The following is a 23,363-nucleotide window of genomic DNA, read 5'->3' on the forward strand; positions in this document are numbered from 1 at the left end:
CCAGCTCCGTCCATCAATCACCGCCGTGCCTGCTTGTCTGTGGGAGCGCACCCTGTGCGCGACAGCCACGCCGGGGTGTACCGCTCCGTAGGTTTGTCGCGCACAGGGTGCGCTCCCACAAAAAAAGCCGGCTATCACTCTCAATCTGCGACCCAAGGCGTGCGCACCCTTGTAGGAGCGCACTTGTGCGCGACCGCAGGGCTGGGGTCTGCCGCTCCGTAGGCTGGTCGCGCACAAGTGCGCTCCTACAAAAGAACTACCCGGCCCGGCAACGACGCGCGCTATTCGGCTCTTGATGCGGCTCCAGGCCCTCGGGGTCCCCGTATGACGCGGCGTGTGGATGAAGGAATGGCCGCATGGACGAACGAACCCGTTCAAGCCCGCGGCCGCGTCTCCGGCATCGTCATCAACACCGGCAACACCGCCAGCGCGATGACCGCAATCATCACCCCCGGCACCGCCGCCCACCCCGTCATCTTGACCAGCAGCTCAGCCAGAAACGGCGTGATGCCGCCAAAGATCGCGGTGGCCACCGTGACGCCAAGCGCCAATCCACTTAGCCGTCCCTCACCCGGAAATTGCTCGGCCGTCGCCGACGCAGCCACGGCACTCACGCCACCAGCCACACAGGCCAGCACCACTGCAGCGATCACCACGTGCCACAACGAACCCTGCGCCATCAGCGCGAACATCGTCGAAGGCAGCGCCGCGCACAGCAAGGCGAGCACGACCAGCACCGGCTTTCGGCCAAGGCGATCGGAAAGCGCTCCCGCCCAGGGCGTAACGAGAATGACGGCAACCGCCGCAACGGTCGACAACGCGAGCGACATGCCTTCGCCTATCGCCCCGGTCGAACTCAAGAACGTCGGCACATAAGTGATGCCCACGTAATAGGTAATGGAGCCCAGCGCCGAAATCGCAAACGTCCTCGCAATGGCAGCTCGGTGATGCGCCAGCGTGTCGCGCACGGGCGACACAGGCACGGTGCCACGCGCCTTCTGCCGCTCGAAATCCGGCGACTCCTGCATGGCCGAACGCGCGACCCAGATGCTTGCCGCCAACGCCGCGCCGACGAAGAACGGAATGCGCCAACCCCATGCATTGAGATTCTCGCGACTCATCAAACCCACGGTAAGCGCGGATACGCCCACGGCGAGCAAGGCGCCAATTTCACTGGCTGCGGAAGCCAGCGATGTGATCAATCCCCGGTGATGCTTATCCGCACCCTCGAGCAGATACGCGACCACGCCGGTGTACTCACCACCCACGGAGAACGCCATCAGGCAGCGCAACAGCAGCAACAGATAACCGGCTGCCATGCCGATGCGGTGGAAGTCCGGCAGCAGCGCCGTCGCCAGCATCGCCACCGTCATCAATGCCATCGACATCAGCAGCGTATGGCGCCGCCCCAGTTTGTCGCCAATGATGCCGAACACCAGCGCACCGAGCGGTCGCATCGCATAGGCAATGGCGAAGCCCGCCAGCGTCGCCAGCAACGAGTTGCCGCCACCGCCGAAGAACACGCGCGACAACACCGTGGCAAAATACAGATAGAGCGTGAAGTCGTACCACTCCACGATGGTGGATAGCGCGGCAATCACCATCGATGCACGTGTCATCGCTACACCGCCCTGCCCGGCGCGTTTCATGGCCGCTCTCTGAAGCATCGTCACGTCCCATGCGGCGCTTGCGCGGCCGTCTCCCAGGTTCCATCGATCATGCGGCCTTCACATGCTTGGGCGAGGCCGGCGTGCCGTCAAACGATACCAGCAAGCGCTTTGGACGCGCCGACCGTGGCATTTGGAAAAGGCCATGCAGATCGGAAAGCGGCACGGGCGACATCGGAGGAGCATTTCATCCATGCACTGATCCACATTGCATGAAGACATTCACCCATCCTTTCCGGAGGCACGACATGAACGCCAAGGCACTGATCACGGGTATCGTTTTGGCCACCTCGCTGGCCCTGCCGTTCGCCAGCATGGCGCAGGAAGGCGGCCCGGTGGTCGACATCGGCTATCGCCACGGCAACCTGCGCAATGCCCAGCAGAATATCGTGCAGGCCTGGCAGCTGGTGAGCGACGCACAGATCGACAACGACGATCGGCTCGGTGGTCATGCCGCCCGCGCCAAGGCGCTGCTGACCCAGGCCGATGAAGAACTGCGTCTGGCCGCCGATGCCGCCAATCGCAACCGCTGGTAAGACCATGCGTTGCACCACGCACAACGCCCGCCTTCATGGCGGGCGCTTTGCCTGAGAGCGATTTGCCTTGCTGAGAGTTCAGGCCCGTCGACGCTGTTCGCTGGCTACGCGTGGTTCGAACAGGCCATTCGCCTCGCCCACCGAAAGCATGTGATCGCCCATGGTGTCGTAGCGACCTTCGACCAGCGCTTCCCGCGCGATGCGGGCCAGATGCGACAGCACCGCCTGCATGGTGCCGCAGCCCAGGCTGATGCGACGCACGCCCAGCTCACGCAAAGTCGCCGCGTCCGGCGCACCGGGATAACCCACATAAACATTCAGGGGCACCGGCAGCAGCTCGGCGAGGCGTCGGATTTCATCGGCATCGGCGAGACCGGGAACGAAGATGCCGTTCGCGCCAGCGCTGACATACGCCAGCGCCCGCTTGAGGGTTTCCTCAAAGCGCGCCTCGCCAAACAGCTCGGGGCTCAGATAGGTATCGGTGCGTGCGTTGATGAACAGCGCGATGCCGCGATGCTCCGCCACGGCGCGAATGCAGGCGATGCGCTGTGCCAGTAGACGCGAATCGGCCAGTTGGCCGGTGGCCGGATCCTTGCCATCCTCGATATTGATGCCGACGACACCCAGCTGCATCAAGGCACCGACTAGGCCGCCGGTTTCCTCGGCATCAACGCCATAACCGCGTTCGATATCGATGCTCAAGGGCACCGAGACTGCCTCGGCGATGCGGCGACAGGCCGCGAGCAGCTCGTCCAGCGGCATCTGTTCGCCATCGGGGTAACCCAGCGCCCACGCCATCGCGGCGCTGCTGGTGGCGACGGCCTTGGCACCGGCGTGCTCGATCACGCGGGCACTGGCGACGTCCCAGGCGTTGGGCAATATCAGTGGTTCGGCGCCGGCGTGGAGCTGGTGGAAGGCCTGGGCCAGGGTGGTCTGATCGTGGTTCATGGTGGTGACCTGGGGACGCCCGCCATCGGGCCTGACCAGGAGACCATTCGCCGCGCGGGCCCGCTGTCAGAATCTTTAGCTACCGACCCTTGGCACAGGATGGGCGCGCGGGGCCTTGTTATGCTCGTAGCACCTCCGGACGAGTGCAGCCGGCCCGATCATGTCGAGTTTCTCCAGCCAGGTTCTGCTGTCGACGGAAACGTTGACGCTGAGCGACGTGCACTGCAGCGGCACCTGCCGCCATCGCAGCGCGGAAGAATGTGCCGCCTCGACCCAGCTGGTGTTTCCCTATCGCGGGTTGTACCTGCGCCACGTGGCCTCCGACCAGACTGTGGCCGACGCCAATCACGTGTTGTTCTTCAATGCGCAGCAGGGCTATCAGGTGAGTCATCCGCTGCAGGGCGGCGATGCTTGTTTATCGCTGCGCCTGTCGGACGCGCTGCTTGCCGAGCTGGCGCCCAAGGCGCTGGTGCAGACCGGCGAAGACACGATCTTCCGCGCCCAGTCGCAGCGCATCGATGCTCGTGCGCAAGCGCTGGTGGCGCTGCTGCGTCACAACCTCGAACACGACAGCATCGAGCCGCTGGAAGCCGAGGCGCTCGCGCTCACCCTGGTATGCCGCAGCCTGGGACCGCGCACCTCGCGCACGCCGACATCCACGCACGCCCGTCGTCGCCTCGCCGATCGCGTGAAGATGCTGCTGGCCAGCGACTTGTCGCGTCGCTGGACGCTGGCCGAGATCGGCGAGGAAATCGGCGGCTCGCCGGTTTACCTGACGCAAGTGTTCAAGCAGGTCGAAGGCATGCCGCTCTATCGCTATCAGCTGCAACTTCGGTTGGCGCGCGCGCTCGATCGGCTGGGCAAGGTGGATGATCTCTCGGCGCTTGCGGCGGAACTGGGATTCTCAAGTCACAGTCATTTCGCCAACGCGTTCCGCCAGGCTTATGGCCGCTCGCCTAACGAGTTTCGCCAGGCGTCGCGCGGTACCGCCTGATCGTCAGTCGTCGATGGGCACGTGCAGGTGCACGCCCAGCGCGTAGCCGCCCACGAGTCCGGCCGCGATCGCGACCAAGGTGGTCATCCACACGAGGGGATCGGAAAGCAGCAGGTGGATCTTCCACTCGGCGGAGAACGCCATGGAAATCAGCGTGACGATGGCGCAGACGATGCCGCCCGCCCGTGCCCAGGCGCGACATGCGCGTTCGCTGCGTGCGTCCACAGGGCGGGCAAGGTACGTGGAAGACGGGTTCGGGGACATGGACAGACTGCGCGTGAGTGAGTCTGCGCAGCTTAGGTATGCCCATCGCCGGGAAATATGGGACGAATCCTAAAAAATCGCGCCCGGCATCACGCGTCACCACCAACGGCTAAAGAATTCGACAGCATAGGAGAACGGGCGCGTGGTCTTCTGGGTGAACCCAATCTCGGGTGACATCCGGAGACGTGCCATGAGTGAGAAGACCTGCGCCGCGTGCGATTACCCGCTGGACGACAACGCCATCAAGGTGACCGTCGGCCATCGCGTGGTGGAAGTGTGTTGCGAGGAGTGCGCGGAGAAATTGCGCGAAGCCCAATCCCGCGCGACCGGCTGATGTCTGGTCACGTGCATCCAGTGCGATGCGCGTGTCGCGTGCCGCCTACCCGGCATCCACAAATTGCTGCCGGGTACGCGGCATTCCTTTGAAAAATCCTGCGGAAAACGTAGTTATTTGCGTTTAAACCATAGCCTCGACAACGGGCACTCACGGCGCAAAACAAATGAAAGTGATTCTCAGTTACTACCTGCTGAGCCTCACTCGCCGCCGAGGGAACCCATGCCACATATCCAGGATCGCCGCTTTTCCCCTGCCGTGCGTCCGCTGCGGCACTCGCGCCCAAGTCATGGCGTCCATCTCGCCCTGCTCACCGGCGTCGCGCTGTTTGCCTCCACGGCATGGGCGCAGGATGCCGTGACTCTCACGCCCGTCTCGGTGCATGGCGTCTACGACCAGAGCGACCGCACCAATAAACCCGGTCTCGCGCCATCGCTGGGCAAGACCGGCACCCGTATCGAGGACCTGCCCGCCAGCGTGCAGGTGATTCCACGCGCCCTGATGGCCGAGCAAGGCGCGACCATGTTGCGCGACGTGGTTGCCAACGCCAGCGGCGTCAATGCCGGTGGGCAGGATTCGAAGGGCTACTTCGATCACTTCCTGATCCGCGGCCTCAACGCGCAGATCTACAGCGATGGCTTCTCCGATGGCGATCAGCTCAGCGGGCTGTCGCACTCGCTCAACGGCGTGGAGCGGGTGGAGATTCTCGAAGGGCCGGGCTCGGCGCTGTTTGGCAGCGGTCCGCCGGGAGGCACCATCAATATCGTGCATTACGCACCTGCCGCCACGTTCCACTACGGCGGCAGCCTGCAGTACGGCTCGTTCGGCTCGATCACCAACAGCGATTACGTCACCGGCCCTACCGGCGTGGACGGTCTGGATTATCGCGTCGACGCGACGTTCTCGCATGTGGACGGCTTTCGCGACCTGCACAGCCACGACTACGAGGTGCGCCCCTCCCTGCGCTGGCTGTGGGGCAATCACATCACCGACGTTGCGCTGGATGCGCGCAACATCCATGAAACGCCCGACTCGTACGGCATCATTTACTTCGACGGCCAGCCACTGCGGCATGTGTCGATCAATGCGCTGTATTCCTCGCCCTTCACCAGCGCGCATTCGGATTTCGTGCGGCCCACGCTGTCCGACGAGTGGGCGGTGAGCGATGTGCTGACGATCAACAATCGCCTCTCCTACCTTCACCGCACGCTGGATGCCGTAGTGAACGGCGACAGCGCCAGCACCAAGGTGACCAGCGGCGAGGTGGTGAATCGCCAGCTGCGCCAGCAGGATGACGCCGACGACAGCGTCGACTACCAGTTTGAACCCGTCTGGCGATTCGCCACCGGCGATGTGCACCACACCTTGCTCACGGGCTTTGAATATCAGAACCAGCGCCTGTCCACCGAACGCAGCACCGCCGACCTGCCCAACATCGTCGACGCATTCGCGCCGGTACCACCGGAAACCTCGCTCGCCGACGTGACGTTCAAGTGCGATGCCAAGCATTCCTGCGACGACGACCGTCTGCGTGCGAACTACTACGGCGTCTACGCCACCGACCAGGTCGACGTCACCGATGCGTTCAAGCTGCGCGCCGGTGTGCGCCAGGACTGGTGGGACACCTCGCTTACGCCCCGCATCACCGTCCCCGGCCGGTTCGGCACCGATGGCAAGCCACTGCTCGCCGGCGTGGAAGACTCCCGCAACGATGCGCCACTGAGCTGGAATATCGGCGCCCTGTACAAGCTGTTCTCGTGGATGTCGCCCTATGTCGGCGTGTCGCGCAGCCATCAGGCCAACTTCAATTCGGAGAACACGCAGAACGGCGTGGGCGCGCCGGAATCCGCGCTGCAATACGAGGCGGGCATCAAGTTCGCCTGGCTCGATGACCGCATCGTGCTGAACACTGCCGCGTTCGACGTGAAGCGCGACCACGTGGCGGCCGCTACGACTCTCAATGGCGTGGAAGCGGTGGTATTCGACAGCCAGAAGACGCGCGGCGCGGAAGCGTCCATCGATACCGCCCTCACCGACCAGTGGCATCTACTGGCCAATGTCACCAGTCAGGACGCTACCATCACGGACAATCCGCAGGGCATCACCTCGGTGGGACATCGTCCGCAGGGTGCGCCGAATGTCCTTGGCAACCTGTGGACCACCTATCGCTTTCCCATCGCGGGCATGCCCGGCTTCCGCATCGGTGGTGGCGTGAACTACCAGGACAAGAGTTATAGCGATATCACCAACACCAACAGCATCCCGTCCTCCGTCGTGTGGAACGGGTTGCTCGGCTATCAGGCATCGGTATGGGGCGTGGATGTGAACTTGCGCAACCTCACCAACCGACGCTATTTCGTGGCGGCGAATGGTGCCGGCGCACTCGTGGGCGAATCGCGCAGTGCGTTTGTGAGCGTGCACGCGGATCTGTAATTGACACGCATGGGAGTTCGCCGGACTGTCCCGGCGAGTGCCTCTAACGGCGGACGTCGAACGACTCGCCGGCCATGAACTGGCGGATATCGCTTTCGCCAAGCAGATTGACGTCGCCCGACACCGAGTGCTTGAGGCAGAAAGCGGCGAAGGCGAACTCCAGGGCGTCGCGCTCGGTAGCCCCAGACAGCAGACCGTGCAGGAAACCTGCCGTAAACGCGTCACCCGTGCCAATGCGGTCGACGATGCCCGGCAGCGCGCACCATCGCGTGTGCGTGACGCCAGCGCGCGTCGCGCAAAGGCCACGCACGTCCTGTTGATCCGCACTGTGATGAAGGCGATCCGTGGCGATCATCCAGCGCAGCCGCGGCCACGTCGCGAAGGCAAGCGCGGCAGCCGCCGCAAAACGCTGGCTGGCATCTTCCTGGGTGAAGGTGGCGCCGAGCATCAGTGCGATATCACGATCGTTGCCAATCAACACGTCGGCCTCGGCAGCCATCTTGCTCGTGAGTGATGGCGCATCGCCTGCCCGGTCGCCCCAGAGCTTGCTGCGGTAATTGCAGTCGAACGACACGAAAATATCGCCATCGCGTGCCGCCTTCACCGCGGCCCATGCTGCTGAAGTCGTGGCCTCACCCAAGGCCAGGTTGATGCCGGACACATGTAGCCACTTCGCTCCCGCCAACTGGGATGGCCAGTCGTAGGCATCGCCGCGGGTCAACGCAAACGCAGAGTCGGCGCGATCGTAAAGGACATCGGCGGGACGATGCATCGCTCCCGGCGTAAGGAAATACAGCCCCATGCGACCATCGGCATACCGAATGGCCGGTTGCACGCCCAGGCGTTTGAGCTCGCCGGCGCAGGCGCGGCCCAAAGCGTTGTCAGGCAGGGTGCTGACCATCACGCTGCGATGGCCGAGGATGGCCAGCGATGCCGCCACATTTGCTTCGGCGCCACCAAAATGCACGCGCAGATTCGGCGACTGCAGCAAGAGTTCGTTATGAGCCGGCGAAAGGCGCATCAGCAGTTCGCCGAAGCACACCACGTTGCCGTCACTGATGGGATTCATCGCCTGGTTCCACTCCATCTTTGTCGCCGACCGGAGGATAGCGCGAACCATCGCTCAGCCACGGCGTCCGTGCCGCTGTTCCGGCTACCCGCGATGCGCCTCACCTGGGAAGCGCATCGCGGGCCGCCTCGATTACTGGAACTTGTAGGTAGCGCGGATGCCGAAGTAACGCTCGAAATCGCGCGGCAGATAGGACTGCACCGCCAGCATATTGTTGTAGTTGCTGGTGGAGTTGGTCAGGTTCGAGTAGTAGTGCTTGTTGAACGCGTTGTTGACGAAGCCCACCACTTCCCAACGATCGGCCTCCTGGCGCACACCGATGTCGAAGTTGGCCACGCCATAAGCACCTTGCACGGTCAGCGGATCCTGGCTGAGCGAGTAATTGACGGCGCTCTGGAACGTATACGAGCCATCGATCACACCGAGCAGGCCGGTCGAACCCAGCGGATGGGTGTAGTTGAAGTTGGCGGCAAACTTCCACTTCGGCGCGAGCGGGGGGCGCGCGCCGGCCAGGTTCTGGCTCTTCACCGCCGTACCCGTGCAGCCCTGTGCCAGGGTCTGGTTGGGATAGCACTGGGCGAACGGGAACTCGGTGATCTTGGCGTCGAGATAAGTGACCGAGGCGCCAAGGGTCAGGTCCTCGTTCACGTGATAGCCGCTTTCCAGCTCGATACCGCGCGTATGCAGCTTGCCGACGTTGGCCAGACGGTAGTTGGTGGTGCCGTCGGACAGCGTCTCGATACCCTGTGCCTGGAAGTTCTTGTAGTGGGTATCGAACAACGTGGTGTTCAAGGTCACGTGTCGATCGAGGAACTGCATGCGCGAGCCGAGCTCGTAATCAGTCGAGGTTTCCGGCTTCACCGGACCACCGGCAGCACGCACCGCGTTGAAGCCCGTCGACAGATCGTAGGTCTCACCCTTGTGGCCCGAGGCCGTGGTGAAGTACAGCATGATGTCGTCGTTGATCTGCTGCTGCACGCCGACCTTGTAGGTGCCGAAGGTGTCGCCGTTGCTGCCGTTGAAGGCCTTCTTGGCGATGTAGTCGTTGAAGGTGTAGCCGATCTTTTCGTAGCTTTCGCGACCACCGAGGATCAACGTGGTATCCGGCAGCACGTCATATTCGACCTGGCCAAAGGCGGCGTACTGCTTGGAGTACGAGGTCGCATACCAGGAAGCCAGCGAGTAATACGGACCGCGGCCGAAGTTGCGGCTATAGTTCACATCCGCGTAGAACAGGCCCAGGGTGTAGCGGAAGCGATCATCGCCCGGCGACAGCAGGCGGAATTCCTGCGTGGTCTGATGCGAGGCAAACGTGCCGAACTGACGGTTGTCGAGCTGCTTGAGCGCCGATTCGTCCTGATCCAGGCGATCGAACATCTTGTAGCTGTCCAGCGAGGTGATCGACATGAGCGTCGGACCACCGAAGTCGTAGGAGACCTTCACCGAACCGGCCGTATCCGTGTAATCGGTGCCCGTCGTGTAGTTGTTCACGACATTGGTGTTGTCCGGATAGGCGGTGACGCCCGGCGCAAACACCGGCGGCGCATAGACGCCGCGCAGATAGGCGGTGGGGCCCAGCGCAATGAACGGGCGTCCGGTGGTGGTGTGGCCATCGATGTAATCGAAGCCAAACGTGACGTTCAACGCCTCGGTCGGATCCCACACCAGCTTGTTGCGCGTGGACAGCGTGCGACGACCATTGACGTCGTTGCCGTTGTACAGGTTGGTCACGTTGCCGCCGAAATTGTCGTAATTCCAGCTGCTGCGGAAACCGAGGTTGGACGTGATGGGACCGGAGAACACCGCCGTGCCGCCGGCCTCGCCGTCACCCGTGGCCAGCGCGCTGACTTCGGCAGTGAGCGTGTCCGAGGGCGGCAAGGTAGTGATGTTGATCAGGCCGGCCGAGGCCGACTTGCCATACAGCGTGCTCTGCGGGCCGCGCAGCACTTCGATCTGTGCGATGTCCGACAGATCGGTAAAGGCGCGCGGCTGGAAGGCGATCGGAACATCGTCCACCACGACCGCCACGCTGGGCTCGACGCCGATGGAGAACGCGAAGGTGCCCACGCCGCGGATGGTCAGCGATGCGTTGACGGGATTCTCCGCCGGCTTGATGACCAGCGAGGGTGCGACGCGATTGAGATCGTTGAAGTCGCGCACGGCAAACGCTTCGAGCTGATCGGCATTGACCACCGCCACTGCCACGGGAACCTTCTGCAGGTTCTCCGTGCGCTTCTCCGCCGTCACCGTCACGGCCTGCAGGTCCTTGGTAGGCGCTGGCGTTGTGCTGTTCTTGGCGGTCGTGTCGCCCGACTGCGCCTGAGCGGGCGCGTCGTTGTCAGCGGCCACCGCCGGGGTGTTCATGAGCACATAACCGGCTAGTACGGCTCCCACCCACTGGCTTAAAACCTTGCGCTTCATAAATTGGCCTCTCCCCATACGGCCTTATTGGTCAGACCAATACTGCCTATCAACGGAGACACCGTCAACCAATCCGGTTATGCAGATTTGCTATTTAGCGGCAACTTCTAAAATGTCAGCGCAGTCTTGTGCGTCGCGACAAAACCATAGTCAAAACAGATGTTTCGCTTTTGCCGCGATTATCGTCGGATAGCAAAGGGAGCGAGCCTGACAAACCACTTGCAATGCTGCGCGGCAGCAATTGCAAATAAATTGGTCAATCTGCTTTCAGCATCCGGGTGATGGCCTGCCGCTCTTCTTCGGAGCACACCCAAGAGCCAGCAAAGACACCTTGCGCACCGAACAGAGCGGCCACGATGCCGCCCCTGCCCTCGCTCATCCACAGCGCCGCGAGCTGCTCCGCCATCGGATCGTCGACGGCATGACCCACACCACGCACGAAGTCGACCCAGGCGGCCAGCGCCTCCAGCAGCGCCGGACAGGTCTGGCCCTGCCGGCTGTGCCAGCTCAAGGTGTCCAGCCAGCGCTGGGGGATCTTCTGCGAACCGTCCATGGCGATCTGGCGCAGGCGATGCGGCAGCCCGGCATTGGTGAAGCGCTCGATCAAGGCATCGGCGTAGCGCATCAAATCCATCGCCACCGAAGGCAGCGTGGGCGCCGCCTCCTGCCGCATGAGGCGATCGATCAGCGGCGCGATGGCAGCGTCAGCAATGGCCTGATGGACGAATTCGTGGCCGCGTGCCAGCCCCAGATAAGCCAGCGCGGAATGCGCGCCATTGAGCATTCTGAGCTTGGCGGCCTCGTAGGCACGCACATCGGTGACGAACTGCACGCCGCCGGTTTCCCAGCGCGGCCGCGGACCGGCGAAGCGATCCTCGATCACCCACTGGCGAAAATGTTCGGTGACCACCGCGCCTTCGTCGCGCATGCCGATGTCATCGGCGACAGCGTTCTTGTCCGCATCGGTCACCAGCGGCACGATGCGATCGACCATGCTCGACGGGCAGGCGCATTCGCGGCGAAACCAGCGCGCGGTTTCCACGTCAGTGGTATCGAGATATTCGCCGAGCGCGGCAGCAAGCCGCTCACCGTTGCCCGGCAAGTTGTCGCAACTGATCAGGCTCAAGCCGCCGGTACCCGCAGCGCGGCGCTGCATCAGCGCCTTGCCGAGATGGTCGTAGATGGAACCATCGCCACGGGATACGTAGCCCTTCTCGGTTACCGTGAGCGTCACGATGTGCACGTCCGGCGAGGCCAGTGCACTGACCACGGCATCGGGGTCTTGCGATGCCACCAGCACGCGCCGCACCGCACCGATCAAGCGCGGCGCGTTGGCGGCAGGCCCGCGCTCTGAGAGCGTGTACAAACCGTCCTGCGGCGCCAATAGCGCATTCACGTCGGGCGAGCGCAGCGAGACCCCGGTGATCGCCCAGTCGCGATCACCGGCATTCATCGCATCATCGGTATAGACCGCCTGGTGGGCGCGATGGAATGCGCCGATGCCCAGATGCACCAGGCCACAGGCTTGCGCGTCACGCGCATAGTCGGGGCGACGGACGCGCGACGACAACAGGGCCTCGGTCGCCCGCGACAGCCGCGTGCTCACAGACGATAAGCCCGCTTGGCGAGCGGGCCCGCCAGCTCCACCGCGAGCTCGGCCGCTTCCCAGTCTTCGAGGCGATGCTCGACGACAAGTTCGGCGAGGTAGCCGCAATCGATGCGGCGCGCCAGGTCATGCCGCGCAGGAATCGACAGGAAGGCTCGCGTGTCGTCGTTGAAACCGACGGTGTTGTAGAAGCCCGCCGATTCGGTGGTCGCCCTGCGGAAGCGGCGCATGCCTTCGGGGCTATCGTGGAACCACCACGCAGGGCCCAGCCGCAGCGCCGGATAGTGACCCGCCAGCGGGGCCAGCTCGCGCGCATAGGTCGACTCATCCAGGGTGAACACGATGATGGTCAGCGACGGCTCGTTGCCGTAGCGCGCCAGCAGCGGCTGCAGCGCACGCACGTACTCGGTGCGCAGCGGAATATCGGCACCCTTGTCGCGGCCGAAGCGCGCAAACAGCGAGGGATTGTGGTTGCGATAGCTGCCCGGATGAATCTGCATCACTAGGCCATCCTCGAGGCTCATGCCCGCCATGACGGTGAGCATCTGCGCGCGGAACAACTCCGCGTCGGCTGGCGTCGGCTGTCCGCGCGTGACCCGCGCAAACAACGCGGCGGCCTCGGCATCGGAAAGATCGGCCGTCGCGGCGGTGGGATGCCCGTGATCGGTGGACGTGGCGCCCATCGATGCAAAGAACGCACGCCGCTGCCGCAGCGCCGCGAGATAACCCGTCCAGCTGCGGGCGTCTTCGCCGGTCAGCTGGGAAAGCCGGTCCAGATTCGGCAGAAAACCTTCAAATTCCGGATCGATCACCGGATCCGGACGGAAGGCCGTGATCACGCGCCCCTGCCAACCGCTGGCACGGATGGCCGCGTGATGCTGCAGCGAGTCGAGCGGTGATTCGGTGGTGGCCAGCACGTCGATGTTGAAGCGCTCGAACAAGGCGCGCGGCCGAAACGCCGGCGTGGCCAGCTGCTCGGCGATGCGGTCGAAATACACATCGGCCGTGCTGCCATCCAGGCGCTGCTGCATGCCGAACACTTCGGCGAACACCCAGTCCAGCCAGGTGCGCGACGGCGTGCCGCGAAACAAGTGGTAGTGCTCGGCCAACAGGCGCCATGCAGCGCGCGAATCGACCGGCGCCGACTTATCGCCGCGTGGCCGCACACCCAGGGCCTCGAGCGGCACACCCTGGCTATAGAGCATGCGCAGCACATAGTGATCCGGCGTCAACAGCAGGCTGGTCGCGTCAGCAAACGGCTCGTTGTCGGCAAACCACTGCGGGTCCGTGTGCCCATGCGGACTGACGATGGGCAGCTTTTCCACCAGCGCATACAGCTGCTGGCAGATTGCGCGACAGGCGGGATCGGCAGGAAAGAACCGATCCGGATGGACCACCAGGGGATGCGCCATGCGTGAACTCAATCAGATCGAAGCAACGTTGCCGAAACGGCGACGCGTGGAAGCAACCGCCTCGCGCGCCTTGGCGAGCGCCTGCTCTTCGGTGGCGAACAGCAGATGATCGATCACGGCGGCCAGATGCGCGCGCATCGCGGCGCGCGCCTTGGCGGGATCGCGCGTGCGCAAGGCCTCGACGATGACACTGTGCTCCTCCACCACAGGGCGCACCTTGGCGGCACGCGCCTTGGCGTGCAGCAGGGCGCATTCGGGCGAGGTGGAACGCAGCCGCCACAACTCTTCGATGGCGTTGACGATGGCGAGGTTGCGGGTGGAGCGGGCGATCAGCATGTGGAAGTCGCGATCGGCGTTCTCGCTCACGCTGCGGCGCTGGTTTTCATCGGAGATCTGCCGCACCAGGGCTTCCAGCTCGTCGAGCTCGGCGTCGGTGATATTGGTGGCCGCCAGTGCCGCGCTCTCACCCTCAAACAACAGGCGGGCCTCGGTAAGCTCGAACGCCGTGACATTGAAACCCGGCCTGTCGTCGATGCCCGGCAGCCGGCGCACGTAAGCGCCCGAACCCACCCGCACATCGATCAAACCCTGCACTTCCAGCGCGATCATCGCCTCGCGGACAGCCGGGCGACTTACGTCGTGCTCGACAGCCAGTTCGCGTTCGGCCGGCAGCCGGTCGCCAACCGCGTACTTGCCGTTGGCCAATTCCTGGAACAACCGGTGCGCGACGCGCTGATAGAGCCTGCCATTACTGGCCTGCGTCTCGGCCGAATCTCCGGCGACGGCTTTCTTGGCCTTCTTGGTAGGGGTCATGGCGCTGTGTTTTCCAAATTAGTAAGACCAATATTGTCTAAATTGGCAAGGCAGAATAGTATGCCTGCAGTATAGCCCCCAGCCGCTGAAATGGAAGCCGGATACTCCATGAAGATTGAACGAGCCCGCGTGATCGTCACCTCTCCAGGTCGCAACTTTGTGACCCTGAAAATCGAGACGGATCAAGGGGTCAGCGGTATCGGCGATGCTACGCTCAATGGCCGCGAGAAGGCAGTCGTCGCCTACCTCGAAGAGCATGTCATCCCGTGTCTGATCGGCAAGGACCCCCGCCGCATCGAGGACATCTGGCAATACCTTTATCGCGGCGCCTACTGGCGGCGCGGGCCGGTCACCATGTCCGCGATTGCCGCGGTCGACACGGCGCTATGGGACATCAAGGCCAAGATGGCCGGCATGCCGCTATACGACCTGCTGGGCGGCAAGAGCCGTGAGGGCGTGATGGTCTATGGTCATGCCAATGGCGGCGATCTGGCCGAGACGGTGGATGAAGTCGCCCGCTATATCGACCTGGGCTACAAAGCCATCCGCGCCCAGTCCGGCGTGCCCGGCGTCAAGGATGCCTACGGCGTGGGCCGCGGCAAGATGTACTACGAGCCGGCCGGCGTCGGCCTGCCGCAGGAGACGGTGTGGAACACCGCCAAATACCTGCGCTTTGTGCCGACGCTGTTCGACAAGCTGCGCGACAAGTTCGGCTTCGACGTGCATCTGCTGCATGACGCCCACCACCGCCTGACGCCCATCGAGGCGGCCCAGCTGGGCAAGGCGCTGGAGCCTTATTCGATGTTCTGGCTGGAAGACGCCACCCCGGCGGAAAACCAGGAAGCGTTCCGCCTGATCCGCCAGCACACCACCACGCCGCTGGCGGTGGGCGAGATCTTCAACACGATCTGGGACGCCAAGGACCTGATCCAGAACCAGCTGATCGACTACATCCGCACCACGGTGGTGCGCGCGGGCGGCATCACCCACCTGCGCCGCATCGCCGATCTGGCCGCGCTCTACCAGGTGCGCACCGGCAGCCACGGCGCCACCGACCTGTCGCCGGTGACCATGGGCGCCGCGCTGCACTTCGATAGCTGGGTGCCCAACTTCGGCATCCAGGAATACATGCGCCACTCGCCCGAAACCGATGCGGTGTTCCCTCACGCCTATTCCTTCGAGCAGGGCTATCTGTATCCCGGCGATGCGATCGGCCATGGCGTGGAGATCGACGAGAAGGAAGCGGCGAAGTACCCGTACCAACCCGCCTATCTCCCGGTCGCGCGCCTGGAAGACGGCACCATGTGGAACTGGTAAGCGACACGATTTCCCTCCGCCGCCGTGTCCTGCACGGCGGCTTTTTTATGGGCCATCGCTGCCTCTCCGTGCCGCTGGTCTCGTTGACACCACCGCGGCCTTGCCGGAGTATTGGTCAAACCAATATTTCGCAAACAGGATAACCGGTGATGCATCGACCCAGCGTTCGACGAGTCCTTGCTTCCGCGTGCCTGGCAAGTTTGATGGCGATCGCCGCGATCCTGCCCCTGCCCGCCCTGAGCGCAACCTCGCCGGCAGCTGACGGCCGCAACACCCAAGCACTCAACACCGGCTGGCAGTTCCGCTTCGGCGGCGACCCGGCGGGTGTCACCGACAGCAACTACGACGACCACGGCTGGACCTCGGTCAGCCTTCCGCACACCTGGAACCGCGTGGGCGAATACGGCCTCACGCCGTCGCCCGCCATGAACAACAGCCATGGCCTGGGTTGGTACCGCCTGCACCTGGATGTGCCGTCGAAGCTGGCAGGCCGTCGACTGTTCCTGCAGTTCGACGCGGTCGGCAATATCGCCGACGTGTGGGTCAACGGCGTGCATGTCGGCCGCCATGAGGGTGCGTTCTCGCGTTTCCGCTTTGACGTCACCCAGGCGATCAAACCCGGCGCCAGCAACGTCATCGTGGTCAAAGCCGACAACACCAAGCCGGATATCGGTGCATCGACCGAGAACGTCATACCGCTCGGTGGCGACTTCTTCATTCATGGCGGCATCTATCGCCAGGTGGCCTTGATCGACACGGACAGCGCGCAGATCGATCTGCTCGATCACGGCAGCCCCGGTGTCTACGTAAGCACGCCCGAAGTCGACAAGGACGCCGCCAAGGTGGCGGTGCTGGCGAAGCTGCGCAATTTCTCCGCGGCGTCGCGCAATCTCACCCTCGTCACCACCATCCGCGACGATGCCAACCATGTAGTTGCCAACGACAGCAGCGCTGTAAAGCTCGATGGCTCGGCCACGCTCGATGCGCGCCGCTCGTTGTCGCTCAAGCAGCCGCGACTCTGGCGCGGCCTCAAGGATCCCTATCTCTACGCGGTCACGGTGGAGCTGCGCGACCACGGCAAGGTGATCGACCGTGTCGAGCAACCGCTGGGCGTACGCAGTTTCAAGTTCGACGCCAACCAGGGCTTCAGCCTCAACGGCGAGACGTTGCCGCTGCGCGGCGCCTCGCGTCACCAGGACAGGCTGGGCAAGGGCTGGGCGATCTCGCCGCAGGATCACGCCGAAGACATGGCGATCATGGCCGAGATGGGCGTCAATACCATCCGCGGCGCGCACTACCAGCATGCGCAGGAGTGGTACGACGACGCCGACAAGACCGGCATGATCATGTGGGCCGAAGTGCCCTTCGTGCACCAGTCCTCCTTCACCAACAGCGCACCCAAGCAGGCGCTGATCGACAACGGCAAGGAACAACTGGTCGAACTGATCCGCCAGAACTACAACCATCCCTCGATTGTGGTCTGGTCGGTCGGCAACGAGACGGACATCCGTCCCGTGCAGTTGAAGTTGAAGACGCCGGCGCAATCGCTGGTGATGCTCAAGGTCCTCAACGAGGTCGCCAAGCAGGAAGATCCCTCGCGCGCCACCGGCTATGCCGATTGCTGCGAAGACGCCATCGCCGGCCAACCGGTGCTGAGCAATGTGGCCGACCTGACCGGCTACAACCGCTATTTCGGCTGGTATTACGGCAAGCCGGAAGAGCTCGGCAGCTTCCTGGACAAGATGCACGCACGCTATCCCGCCATGCCCATCGGCGTGAGCGAGTACGGCGCCGGTGGCGGCCTCACCCAGCACACGGACAATCCGCTGGGAGGTCCGGTCAATGTGTTTGGACGTCCGCATCCGGAAGAATACGAAAGCTGGGTGCACGAGCAATCGTGGAAGGCGCTCGCCGCGCGCCCTTATCTTTCCGGCGTGTGGATCTGGAACATGTTCGACTTCCCTTCCGATCTGCGCGAGGAAGGCGATGCGATCTACCTCAACGACAAGGGCCTGGTTACCTTCGATCGCAAGGTGAAGAAGGACGTGTTCTATTTCTACAAGGCGCAGTGGTCGGGCGAGCCGGTGCTGTACATCACGGGCCGTCGCTATGTCGACCGCGCCTATCCGGTGACCGAGGTGCGCGTGTACAGCAATGCCGAGCGCGCGACGCTCAGCGTCAACGGCCAGGATCGCGGCGCAGCGGCTTGTCCTGAGCACATCTGCGTCTGGCACGACGTGGCGCTGAAGCCCGGCAGCAACAGCGTGCAGGTGAATGCTTCGATCCATGGCAAGCAGCTCAGCGATACGGTCAACTGGACCGCGCCGGATGCCGCCGCTGGCGTGCGCATCAAGTCCGGCAGCCTTACCGGCTTGACCACCGGCGATGCGCAGCGCTTCGGCTCGGATAATTTCTTTGTCGGCGGCGAAGGCAAGACGCTCAACCCGTTCCGTCGCGGCGCCAACGAAGCCGGCACGGAAGTTCCGGTGAAGCACATCGCCGGCGCGAAAGAAGCGGCGCTCTATGAGGCCTATCGCGAAGGTGCGTTCCAGTACGACGTGCCGTTGCCCAACGGCCGCTGGGAAGTCACCGTCCATGTCGCCGAACCCGATGCCGCATTGGCTGCCTCGCGCACGTTTACGGTCAAAGCAGAAGGCATGGCGGTGCTCTCGCACTTCAATCCAGCCAAGGCTGCAGGCGGTGCCCTCAAGGCAGTCGAGCGCCGCTTCCCCGTGGTAGTGAAGAACGGCAGGCTCGTGCTCGACTTCATTCCCGAAGGCGGCCCGGCCATCGTGTCTGCCATTACCGTCACGCCGGGCTAAGCGGCACGCCCTTCTTCACGATCCACCGGTGCGCACTGCGCGCGAGGTCAACTCATGTTCACGCACGGCCGGCGCTGGTGGATCATTTGCCTCGTCACACTCGGCACGATCCTCAATTACCTGGCGCGCTCGTCGCTCGCCGTTGCGGCGCCCACGCTCAAGACGGTATTCGCGATGTCCACGCGCGAATACAGCTGGGTGGTGGCGACGTTCCAGGGTGCATACACGGTGATGCAGCCGATCGCTGGCTGGGTGCTCGATAAACTGGGCTTGCGGCTTGGCTTTGCGCTGTTCGCCATCGGCTGGTCGATTTCCAATTGCGCGCACGCGCTGGCCGGCAGCTGGATGGGGCTCGCGTTCTTTCGCGGCCTGCTCGGCGCCACCGAAGCGGCGGCGATTCCAAGCGGCCTGAAGGTCGTCTCCGAATGGTTTCCGCCGAAGGAGCGCACGGTCGCCACCGGCTGGTTCAACATCGGCTCCTCGCTGGGCGCCATGATCGCGCCGCCGCTGGTGATCTTCTGCATCCTGCACTGGGGCTGGCAGATGGCGTTTATCGTCACCGGCGGGCTGGGCTTGCTGTGGGCTGCGCTCTGGTACTGGGGCTATCGCAAGCCCGAGGATGATGTTCGCCTCGGCGCCGAGGAGCGCGCCTACATCTTGAGCGGTCGTGCCATGGACCCGCCAGCCAAAGGCGTGGATGCGTGGCACACCGTGCTCGCGACGCGGGAATTCTGGAGCATCGCCATTCCGCGCTTTCTCGCCGAGCCGGCGTGGCAGACCTTCAACTTTTTCATCCCGTTGTATCTGTCCGAAGTGCGTCACATGGACTTGAAGCATGTCGCTGCCTTTGCGTGGCTTCCGTTCCTTGCCGCCGATGCCGGCTCGCTTTGCGGCGGCTATCTCGCCCCATGGCTGATGCGTCGCTTCGGTGCATCGCTGCTCACGTCGCGCAAGCTGGTCATGACGTTGGGCACCTCGCTGATGATCGGCCCCGCGTGCATCGGCCTGGCCGACAGCACCACCCTGGCCATCGTGCTGTTCTGCGTGGGCGGCTTCGCGCACCAGATGCTGTCCGGTGCCCTGATGACCTTGTCGGCTGACGTGTTCGACAGTCGCATCGTGGCGACGGCCACCGGCATGGCGGGTTCGGCCGCATGGATCGGTGGCCTGGCCTTCTCGCTGGTCGTGGGTGCATTGGCCGACAGCCTGGGCTACCACCCGCTGTTTGCCTGCCTGGGCATCCTCGACCTGCTGGCTGCGATCGCGCTGTGGAGCTTGTTGCGCGAACGGCGTGGTGTGGCGCGGGCGTGATGCCGCGCATCAACTTCCATCGTCCTGCATCGTGAATTAAGGTGGCTGCGCGCTTTTGCATGCGCGCTGTTTGACTACGCCCCTCCTCACGGACACGCGCATGACTGCTCGATGGATGATTGCTTCCACGCTCGCTTCGTTGCTGTGCCTCGCCACGTCACCGTCCAGCGCGAAGGAACACCTGGCCGGTATCGTTGCCGATCCATGCACGATGGAGAAGGCATCCGAGAATGGAACCGTCTTCGCACGCGACTTTGCACAACTGTGTCAGTACCGCGCGCAGAATGCCGAACTGATGAAGGCCGGCAACGTGGCACCGCGCGTGGTCTTCATGGGTGATTCCATCACCGAGTTCTGGGGCCAGAAGGACGCGGCGTTCTTCACTGACGGCAAAGTCGATCGCGGCATCAGCGGCCAGACGACGTCGCAGATGCTGTTGCGCTTTCGGCAGGACGTGATCGACCTGCATCCGCAAGCCGTGCACATCATGGCCGGCACCAACGACGTGGCCGGCAACACGGGACCGGCGACGCTGGAACAAGTGGAAGGCAACCTCGCCTCCATGGCGGAGCTCGCCAAGGCGCATGGCATCCGCGTCATCCTGGCCAGCGTTCCGCCCGCGGCCCGCTTCCCTTGGCGCCCGGGCCTGCAAACCGTCCCCACCATCCAGGCGTTGAACGGCTGGATCAAGGCCTATGCCGCGCGTAACGGTTTCACCTATGCCGACTACTACGGCGCCATGGCGACGCCCGAGGGCCGCATGAAGGCCGGCATGGCCGAGGACGGCGTTCATCCCACGCTCGAGGGTTATAAGGCGATGGAGCCGCTGGCCGAGGCGGCCATACGAGCCGTCCTTTAAGCGGACGGCGTCGCACGCCCCTCCCTCTGGGCGCCGCCATTACACAAGCAGATCAGTCGCTTGCAGCTGCGCCTGGGCGGGTTGTGGACGCCCCTGCCGGACATGGCGCCGCGGCCATTTGACGTAATAAGTTGATCTACAAATAAGAATCATTATCATTGTGTAACTCGCCTCGGGCGAGCCGTGCCGCCACCCGCGGTCACGGCCACGATTCTTCTAGGGTTTCCTCAACATGTCCGCGTCCTTTTCCAGAACCGCGCTTCTGGTAGCGATCTCGTTTGCCCTGCTCGGCCCGGCCCACGCCGACGACCAGACCGACAGCAGCAACACTGCCACCAAGACCACCAGCGCGGACGACAAGAAGAGCGTGTCGCTCGCGCCGGTCAATGTCGTCTACTCGACCACCAAGACTGAAACGCCGACCGTCGAGATCCCGCAATCGGTGAGCACCATCACGCCCGATCGCATGTCGCTTTACGGCATGCAGAATCTGGATGAAGCGGTGCGCTACATGGCCGGCGCGGTGGGCGGCAGCTACGGCGCCGATCCGCGCAGCGACTGGATCCTGATCCGCGGCTATGATCCGGCGAAATTCCTCGACGGCCTGGCGCTGCCCAGCGGCTCATGGACCGCCGATTCGCGCATCGAGCCGTACGGCCTGGAACGCATCGAAGTGAACAAGGGGCCGTCGTCGGCGATGTACGGCCAGCTGCCGCCCGGCGGCATGATCGACATGACCAACAAGCGCCCGAGCCTCGATGCACCGCACGAGATCGAAGCCACCGTGGGCAGCTTCGGCCAGAAGCAGCTGGCTGGCGATACCGGCGGTCAACTCGACAATGATGGCCATTGGTTGTGGCGCGTCGTGGCGTTGGCGCGCCAGGGCGATTCCAACATCAAGCATTCCAAGGACGACCGTTACTACTTCGCGCCCAGCCTCACCTGGCAGCCGGATGACAACACCTCGTTCACCCTGCTCCCGCGCTATCAGCGCTCGCTGTCCGATGGCGTGGGCGGTTTTCTGCCGTCGCAGGGCACGCTGTATCCCAATCCCAACGGCCAGATTCCGCGCGACGTGAATCCGGGGGAGCCGGGCTACGACCATTACTGGAAGACCGACGAATCGATCGGCTACGCCTTCAACCATCGCTTCAACGACGTGTGGTCGTTCCGCCAGGATCTGCGCCTGCAGAACGAAAAGGTCGACCATCGCTCGATCGGCAGCCTGGGCCTGCAGGACGACTTGCGCACGCTCAACCGCTACAACTATCCGCTGGTGGATCACGCCAACGTGTTTGCGGTGGACAACCAGGTCGAGGCGAAATTCGACCAGGGCAGGGTGCAGCACAACGTGCTGATGGGCGTGGACTATCTGCATAGCCACAACGACTACAAGTCGGGCTTCGGCTCCGCGCCCAGCATCGATATTTTCAATCCCGTCTACGGCCAGCCGATTCCGCCGGCGCCTTATACCTTCCACACCAACAGCTTGCTCGAGCAGCTGGGTGCGTACGTGCAGGACCAGATCAGCATCGGCAAGTGGGGCATCGTCGCCAGCGGCCGCGAAGACTGGGTCAGCAACGACGTGAAGGACTTGATCGCCAACACGCAGCAGAAGCAGAACGACAACGCGTTCTCCGGCCGCCTGGGCGTGAACTACACCACCGATATCGGTCTGGTGCCGTACGTGGCCTACTCGCACTCGTTCAAGACGACCGTTGGCACCACCTTTGATGGCAGCGCGTTCAAGCCGATCACCGGCGACCAGTACGAAGGCGGCCTGAAGTACCAGACGCCGGATGGCCGCACGCTGATCACCGGCGCCATCTACCAGCTCACGCAGAAGAACGCGCTCACCGTCGATCCCAACCACCTGTTCTTCTCGCTGCAGCAGGGCCAGACGCGTACGCGTGGTGCGGAGCTGGAAGCGAATGTCGCGGTGACCGATCATCTGAGCATGACGGCCGCGTATGCCTATACCGACGCCAAGGTCACCCATGCGAACGATGCCACGCTGGGCAAGGAAGTCGCCCTGGTGCCGAAGCAACAGGCCTCGCTATCGGCCGATTACAACGTGCACGAAGGTGTGCTGGCGGGCCTCGGATTTGGTGGTGGCGTGCGCTTCATCGGCGAGCACTACGGCGATGCGTTCAATCAGTTCCGCACGGGCGGCTATACGTTGTTCGATGCGAATGCGCACTATGACGTGGAACGCTGGCGCTTCCAGGTGACGGCCGCGAACCTGTTCAATCGCAATTACGTCAGCGCGTGCAACAGCGCGATCTGGTGCTATTACGGGTATCCGCGGGAGATCACAGTGTCGGCGCGGTATCGCTGGTAAGCGGGAGCATCGAACGATTGTCTGTGGGAGCGCACCCTGTGCGCGACAGCCACGCTTTGGTGTAACGCTCCGTAGGTTGTCGCGCACAGGGTGCGCTCCCACAAAGAGCACCTCGCAACCCGTGCGTGCCCCTTGTAGGAGCGCACTTGTGCGCGACCGCGGCGCGTGGGGGAATCGCTCGGTAGGTTGTCGCGCACAAGTGCGCTCCTACACAAA

General features: G+C 63.6%; 17 protein-coding genes. 9 read left to right on the forward strand and 8 right to left on the reverse strand.

Going from position 1 to position 23,363, the window contains the following annotated elements:
• Positions 1-374 precede the first annotated feature (374 nt).
• Positions 375-1,649 carry an MFS transporter gene (locus tag AC1DE1_RS17935; RefSeq protein WP_477177393.1) on the reverse strand — a complete coding sequence of 425 codons (1,275 nt, stop codon included), beginning with the start codon at positions 1,647-1,649 and terminating at the stop codon, positions 375-377.
• Positions 1,650-1,915: 266 nt separating this feature from the next.
• Between AC1DE1_RS17935 and AC1DE1_RS17940 the strand changes: the two genes are divergently transcribed.
• On the forward strand, positions 1,916-2,203 hold the full coding sequence (locus AC1DE1_RS17940) for a hypothetical protein (RefSeq protein ID WP_477177394.1): 288 nt from the start codon (positions 1,916-1,918) through the stop codon (positions 2,201-2,203).
• Positions 2,204-2,281: 78 nt separating this feature from the next.
• Here the strand turns inward: AC1DE1_RS17940 and AC1DE1_RS17945 are convergent, their stop codons facing one another.
• Complete coding sequence (locus AC1DE1_RS17945) at positions 2,282-3,151, reverse strand: isocitrate lyase/PEP mutase family protein (RefSeq protein WP_477177395.1); 870 nt, start codon at positions 3,149-3,151, stop codon at positions 2,282-2,284.
• A 160-nt stretch (positions 3,152-3,311) separates the two neighbouring features.
• On the opposite strand from AC1DE1_RS17945, the gene AC1DE1_RS17950 reads away from it, so the two are divergent.
• Entirely contained in the window at positions 3,312-4,145 is an 834-nt protein-coding gene (locus tag AC1DE1_RS17950; RefSeq protein ID WP_477179234.1) for a helix-turn-helix transcriptional regulator, read from the forward strand.
• A gap of 3 nt (positions 4,146-4,148) precedes the next feature.
• Here AC1DE1_RS17950 and AC1DE1_RS17955 read toward each other — a convergent pair whose 3' ends face one another.
• On the reverse strand, positions 4,149-4,409 hold the full coding sequence (locus AC1DE1_RS17955) for a hypothetical protein (protein WP_477177397.1): 261 nt from the start codon (positions 4,407-4,409) through the stop codon (positions 4,149-4,151).
• Between the two features lie 190 nt (positions 4,410-4,599).
• On the opposite strand from AC1DE1_RS17955, the gene AC1DE1_RS17960 reads away from it, so the two are divergent.
• A complete protein-coding gene (locus AC1DE1_RS17960) occupies positions 4,600-4,743 on the forward strand; it encodes a hypothetical protein (RefSeq protein WP_169748755.1) in 144 nt (47 codons plus the stop codon).
• 222 nt (positions 4,744-4,965) lie between these two features.
• Positions 4,966-7,176: a TonB-dependent receptor gene (locus AC1DE1_RS17965; RefSeq protein ID WP_477177398.1), complete on the forward strand. Its 2,211-nt coding sequence runs from the start codon at positions 4,966-4,968 to the stop codon at positions 7,174-7,176.
• 43 nt (positions 7,177-7,219) lie between these two features.
• Here the strand turns inward: AC1DE1_RS17965 and AC1DE1_RS17970 are convergent, their stop codons facing one another.
• The 5 genes from AC1DE1_RS17970 to AC1DE1_RS17990 all read right to left on the reverse strand — a co-directional run bounded on the left by AC1DE1_RS17970 (position 7,220) and on the right by AC1DE1_RS17990 (position 14,497).
• Entirely contained in the window at positions 7,220-8,236 is a 1,017-nt protein-coding gene (locus AC1DE1_RS17970; RefSeq protein WP_477177431.1) for a PfkB family carbohydrate kinase, read from the reverse strand.
• 141 nt (positions 8,237-8,377) lie between these two features.
• A complete protein-coding gene (locus AC1DE1_RS17975; RefSeq protein ID WP_477177399.1) occupies positions 8,378-10,666 on the reverse strand; it encodes a TonB-dependent receptor in 2,289 nt (762 codons plus the stop codon).
• Between the two features lie 256 nt (positions 10,667-10,922).
• Complete coding sequence (locus AC1DE1_RS17980; protein WP_477177400.1) at positions 10,923-12,272, reverse strand: mannitol dehydrogenase family protein; 1,350 nt, start codon at positions 12,270-12,272, stop codon at positions 10,923-10,925.
• Positions 12,269-13,684, reverse strand: coding sequence for a glucuronate isomerase (uxaC, locus tag AC1DE1_RS17985; RefSeq protein WP_477177401.1), 1,416 nt, complete (start codon positions 13,682-13,684; stop codon positions 12,269-12,271). Before uxaC ends, AC1DE1_RS17980 begins: the two co-directional genes overlap by 4 nt.
• A 12-nt stretch (positions 13,685-13,696) precedes the next feature.
• Positions 13,697-14,497, reverse strand: a complete 801-nt coding sequence (locus AC1DE1_RS17990; RefSeq protein ID WP_441602106.1) for a FadR/GntR family transcriptional regulator — start codon at positions 14,495-14,497, stop codon at positions 13,697-13,699.
• Between the two features lie 90 nt (positions 14,498-14,587).
• Between AC1DE1_RS17990 and manD the strand changes: the two genes are divergently transcribed.
• From manD to AC1DE1_RS18015, 5 genes are all read left to right on the forward strand, one after another.
• Entirely contained in the window at positions 14,588-15,814 is a 1,227-nt protein-coding gene (gene manD, locus AC1DE1_RS17995; RefSeq protein WP_477177402.1) for a D-mannonate dehydratase ManD, read from the forward strand.
• Positions 15,815-16,017: 203 nt separating this feature from the next.
• A complete protein-coding gene (locus tag AC1DE1_RS18000) occupies positions 16,018-18,636 on the forward strand; it encodes a glycoside hydrolase family 2 TIM barrel-domain containing protein (protein ID WP_477177403.1) in 2,619 nt (872 codons plus the stop codon).
• Between the two features lie 54 nt (positions 18,637-18,690).
• Positions 18,691-19,947, forward strand: coding sequence for an MFS transporter (locus AC1DE1_RS18005; protein WP_477177404.1), 1,257 nt, complete (start codon positions 18,691-18,693; stop codon positions 19,945-19,947).
• 100 nt (positions 19,948-20,047) lie between these two features.
• Positions 20,048-20,806: an SGNH/GDSL hydrolase family protein gene (locus AC1DE1_RS18010; RefSeq protein WP_477177405.1), complete on the forward strand. Its 759-nt coding sequence runs from the start codon at positions 20,048-20,050 to the stop codon at positions 20,804-20,806.
• A gap of 232 nt (positions 20,807-21,038) precedes the next feature.
• Complete coding sequence (locus AC1DE1_RS18015; RefSeq protein ID WP_477179235.1) at positions 21,039-23,147, forward strand: TonB-dependent siderophore receptor; 2,109 nt, start codon at positions 21,039-21,041, stop codon at positions 23,145-23,147.
• Positions 23,148-23,363: the final 216 nt, after the last annotated feature.

This window comes from Dyella sp. 05T440 (genome assembly GCF_056395965.1).

Excerpts from the sequence above, each read along its gene's own strand:
- AC1DE1_RS17935 (WP_477177393.1), bottom strand. The coding sequence starts at position 1,649 with ATGAAACGCGCCGGGCAGGGCGGTGTAGCGATGACACGTGCATCGATG.
- AC1DE1_RS17940 (WP_477177394.1), top strand. The coding sequence starts at position 1,916 with ATGAACGCCAAGGCACTGATCACGGGTATCGTTTTGGCCACCTCGCTG.
- AC1DE1_RS17945 (WP_477177395.1), bottom strand. The coding sequence starts at position 3,151 with ATGAACCACGATCAGACCACCCTGGCCCAGGCCTTCCACCAGCTCCAC.
- AC1DE1_RS17950 (WP_477179234.1), top strand. The coding sequence starts at position 3,312 with ATGTCGAGTTTCTCCAGCCAGGTTCTGCTGTCGACGGAAACGTTGACG.
- AC1DE1_RS17955 (WP_477177397.1), bottom strand. The coding sequence starts at position 4,409 with ATGTCCCCGAACCCGTCTTCCACGTACCTTGCCCGCCCTGTGGACGCA.
- AC1DE1_RS17960 (WP_169748755.1), top strand. The coding sequence starts at position 4,600 with ATGAGTGAGAAGACCTGCGCCGCGTGCGATTACCCGCTGGACGACAAC.
- AC1DE1_RS17965 (WP_477177398.1), top strand. The coding sequence starts at position 4,966 with ATGCCACATATCCAGGATCGCCGCTTTTCCCCTGCCGTGCGTCCGCTG.
- AC1DE1_RS17975 (WP_477177399.1), bottom strand. The coding sequence starts at position 10,666 with ATGAAGCGCAAGGTTTTAAGCCAGTGGGTGGGAGCCGTACTAGCCGGT.
- uxaC (WP_477177401.1), bottom strand. The coding sequence starts at position 13,684 with ATGGCGCATCCCCTGGTGGTCCATCCGGATCGGTTCTTTCCTGCCGAT.
- AC1DE1_RS17990 (WP_441602106.1), bottom strand. The coding sequence starts at position 14,497 with ATGACCCCTACCAAGAAGGCCAAGAAAGCCGTCGCCGGAGATTCGGCC.
- manD (WP_477177402.1), top strand. The coding sequence starts at position 14,588 with ATGGAAGCCGGATACTCCATGAAGATTGAACGAGCCCGCGTGATCGTC.
- AC1DE1_RS18000 (WP_477177403.1), top strand. The coding sequence starts at position 16,018 with ATGGCGATCGCCGCGATCCTGCCCCTGCCCGCCCTGAGCGCAACCTCG.
- AC1DE1_RS18005 (WP_477177404.1), top strand. The coding sequence starts at position 18,691 with ATGTTCACGCACGGCCGGCGCTGGTGGATCATTTGCCTCGTCACACTC.
- AC1DE1_RS18010 (WP_477177405.1), top strand. The coding sequence starts at position 20,048 with ATGACTGCTCGATGGATGATTGCTTCCACGCTCGCTTCGTTGCTGTGC.
- AC1DE1_RS18015 (WP_477179235.1), top strand. The coding sequence starts at position 21,039 with ATGTCCGCGTCCTTTTCCAGAACCGCGCTTCTGGTAGCGATCTCGTTT.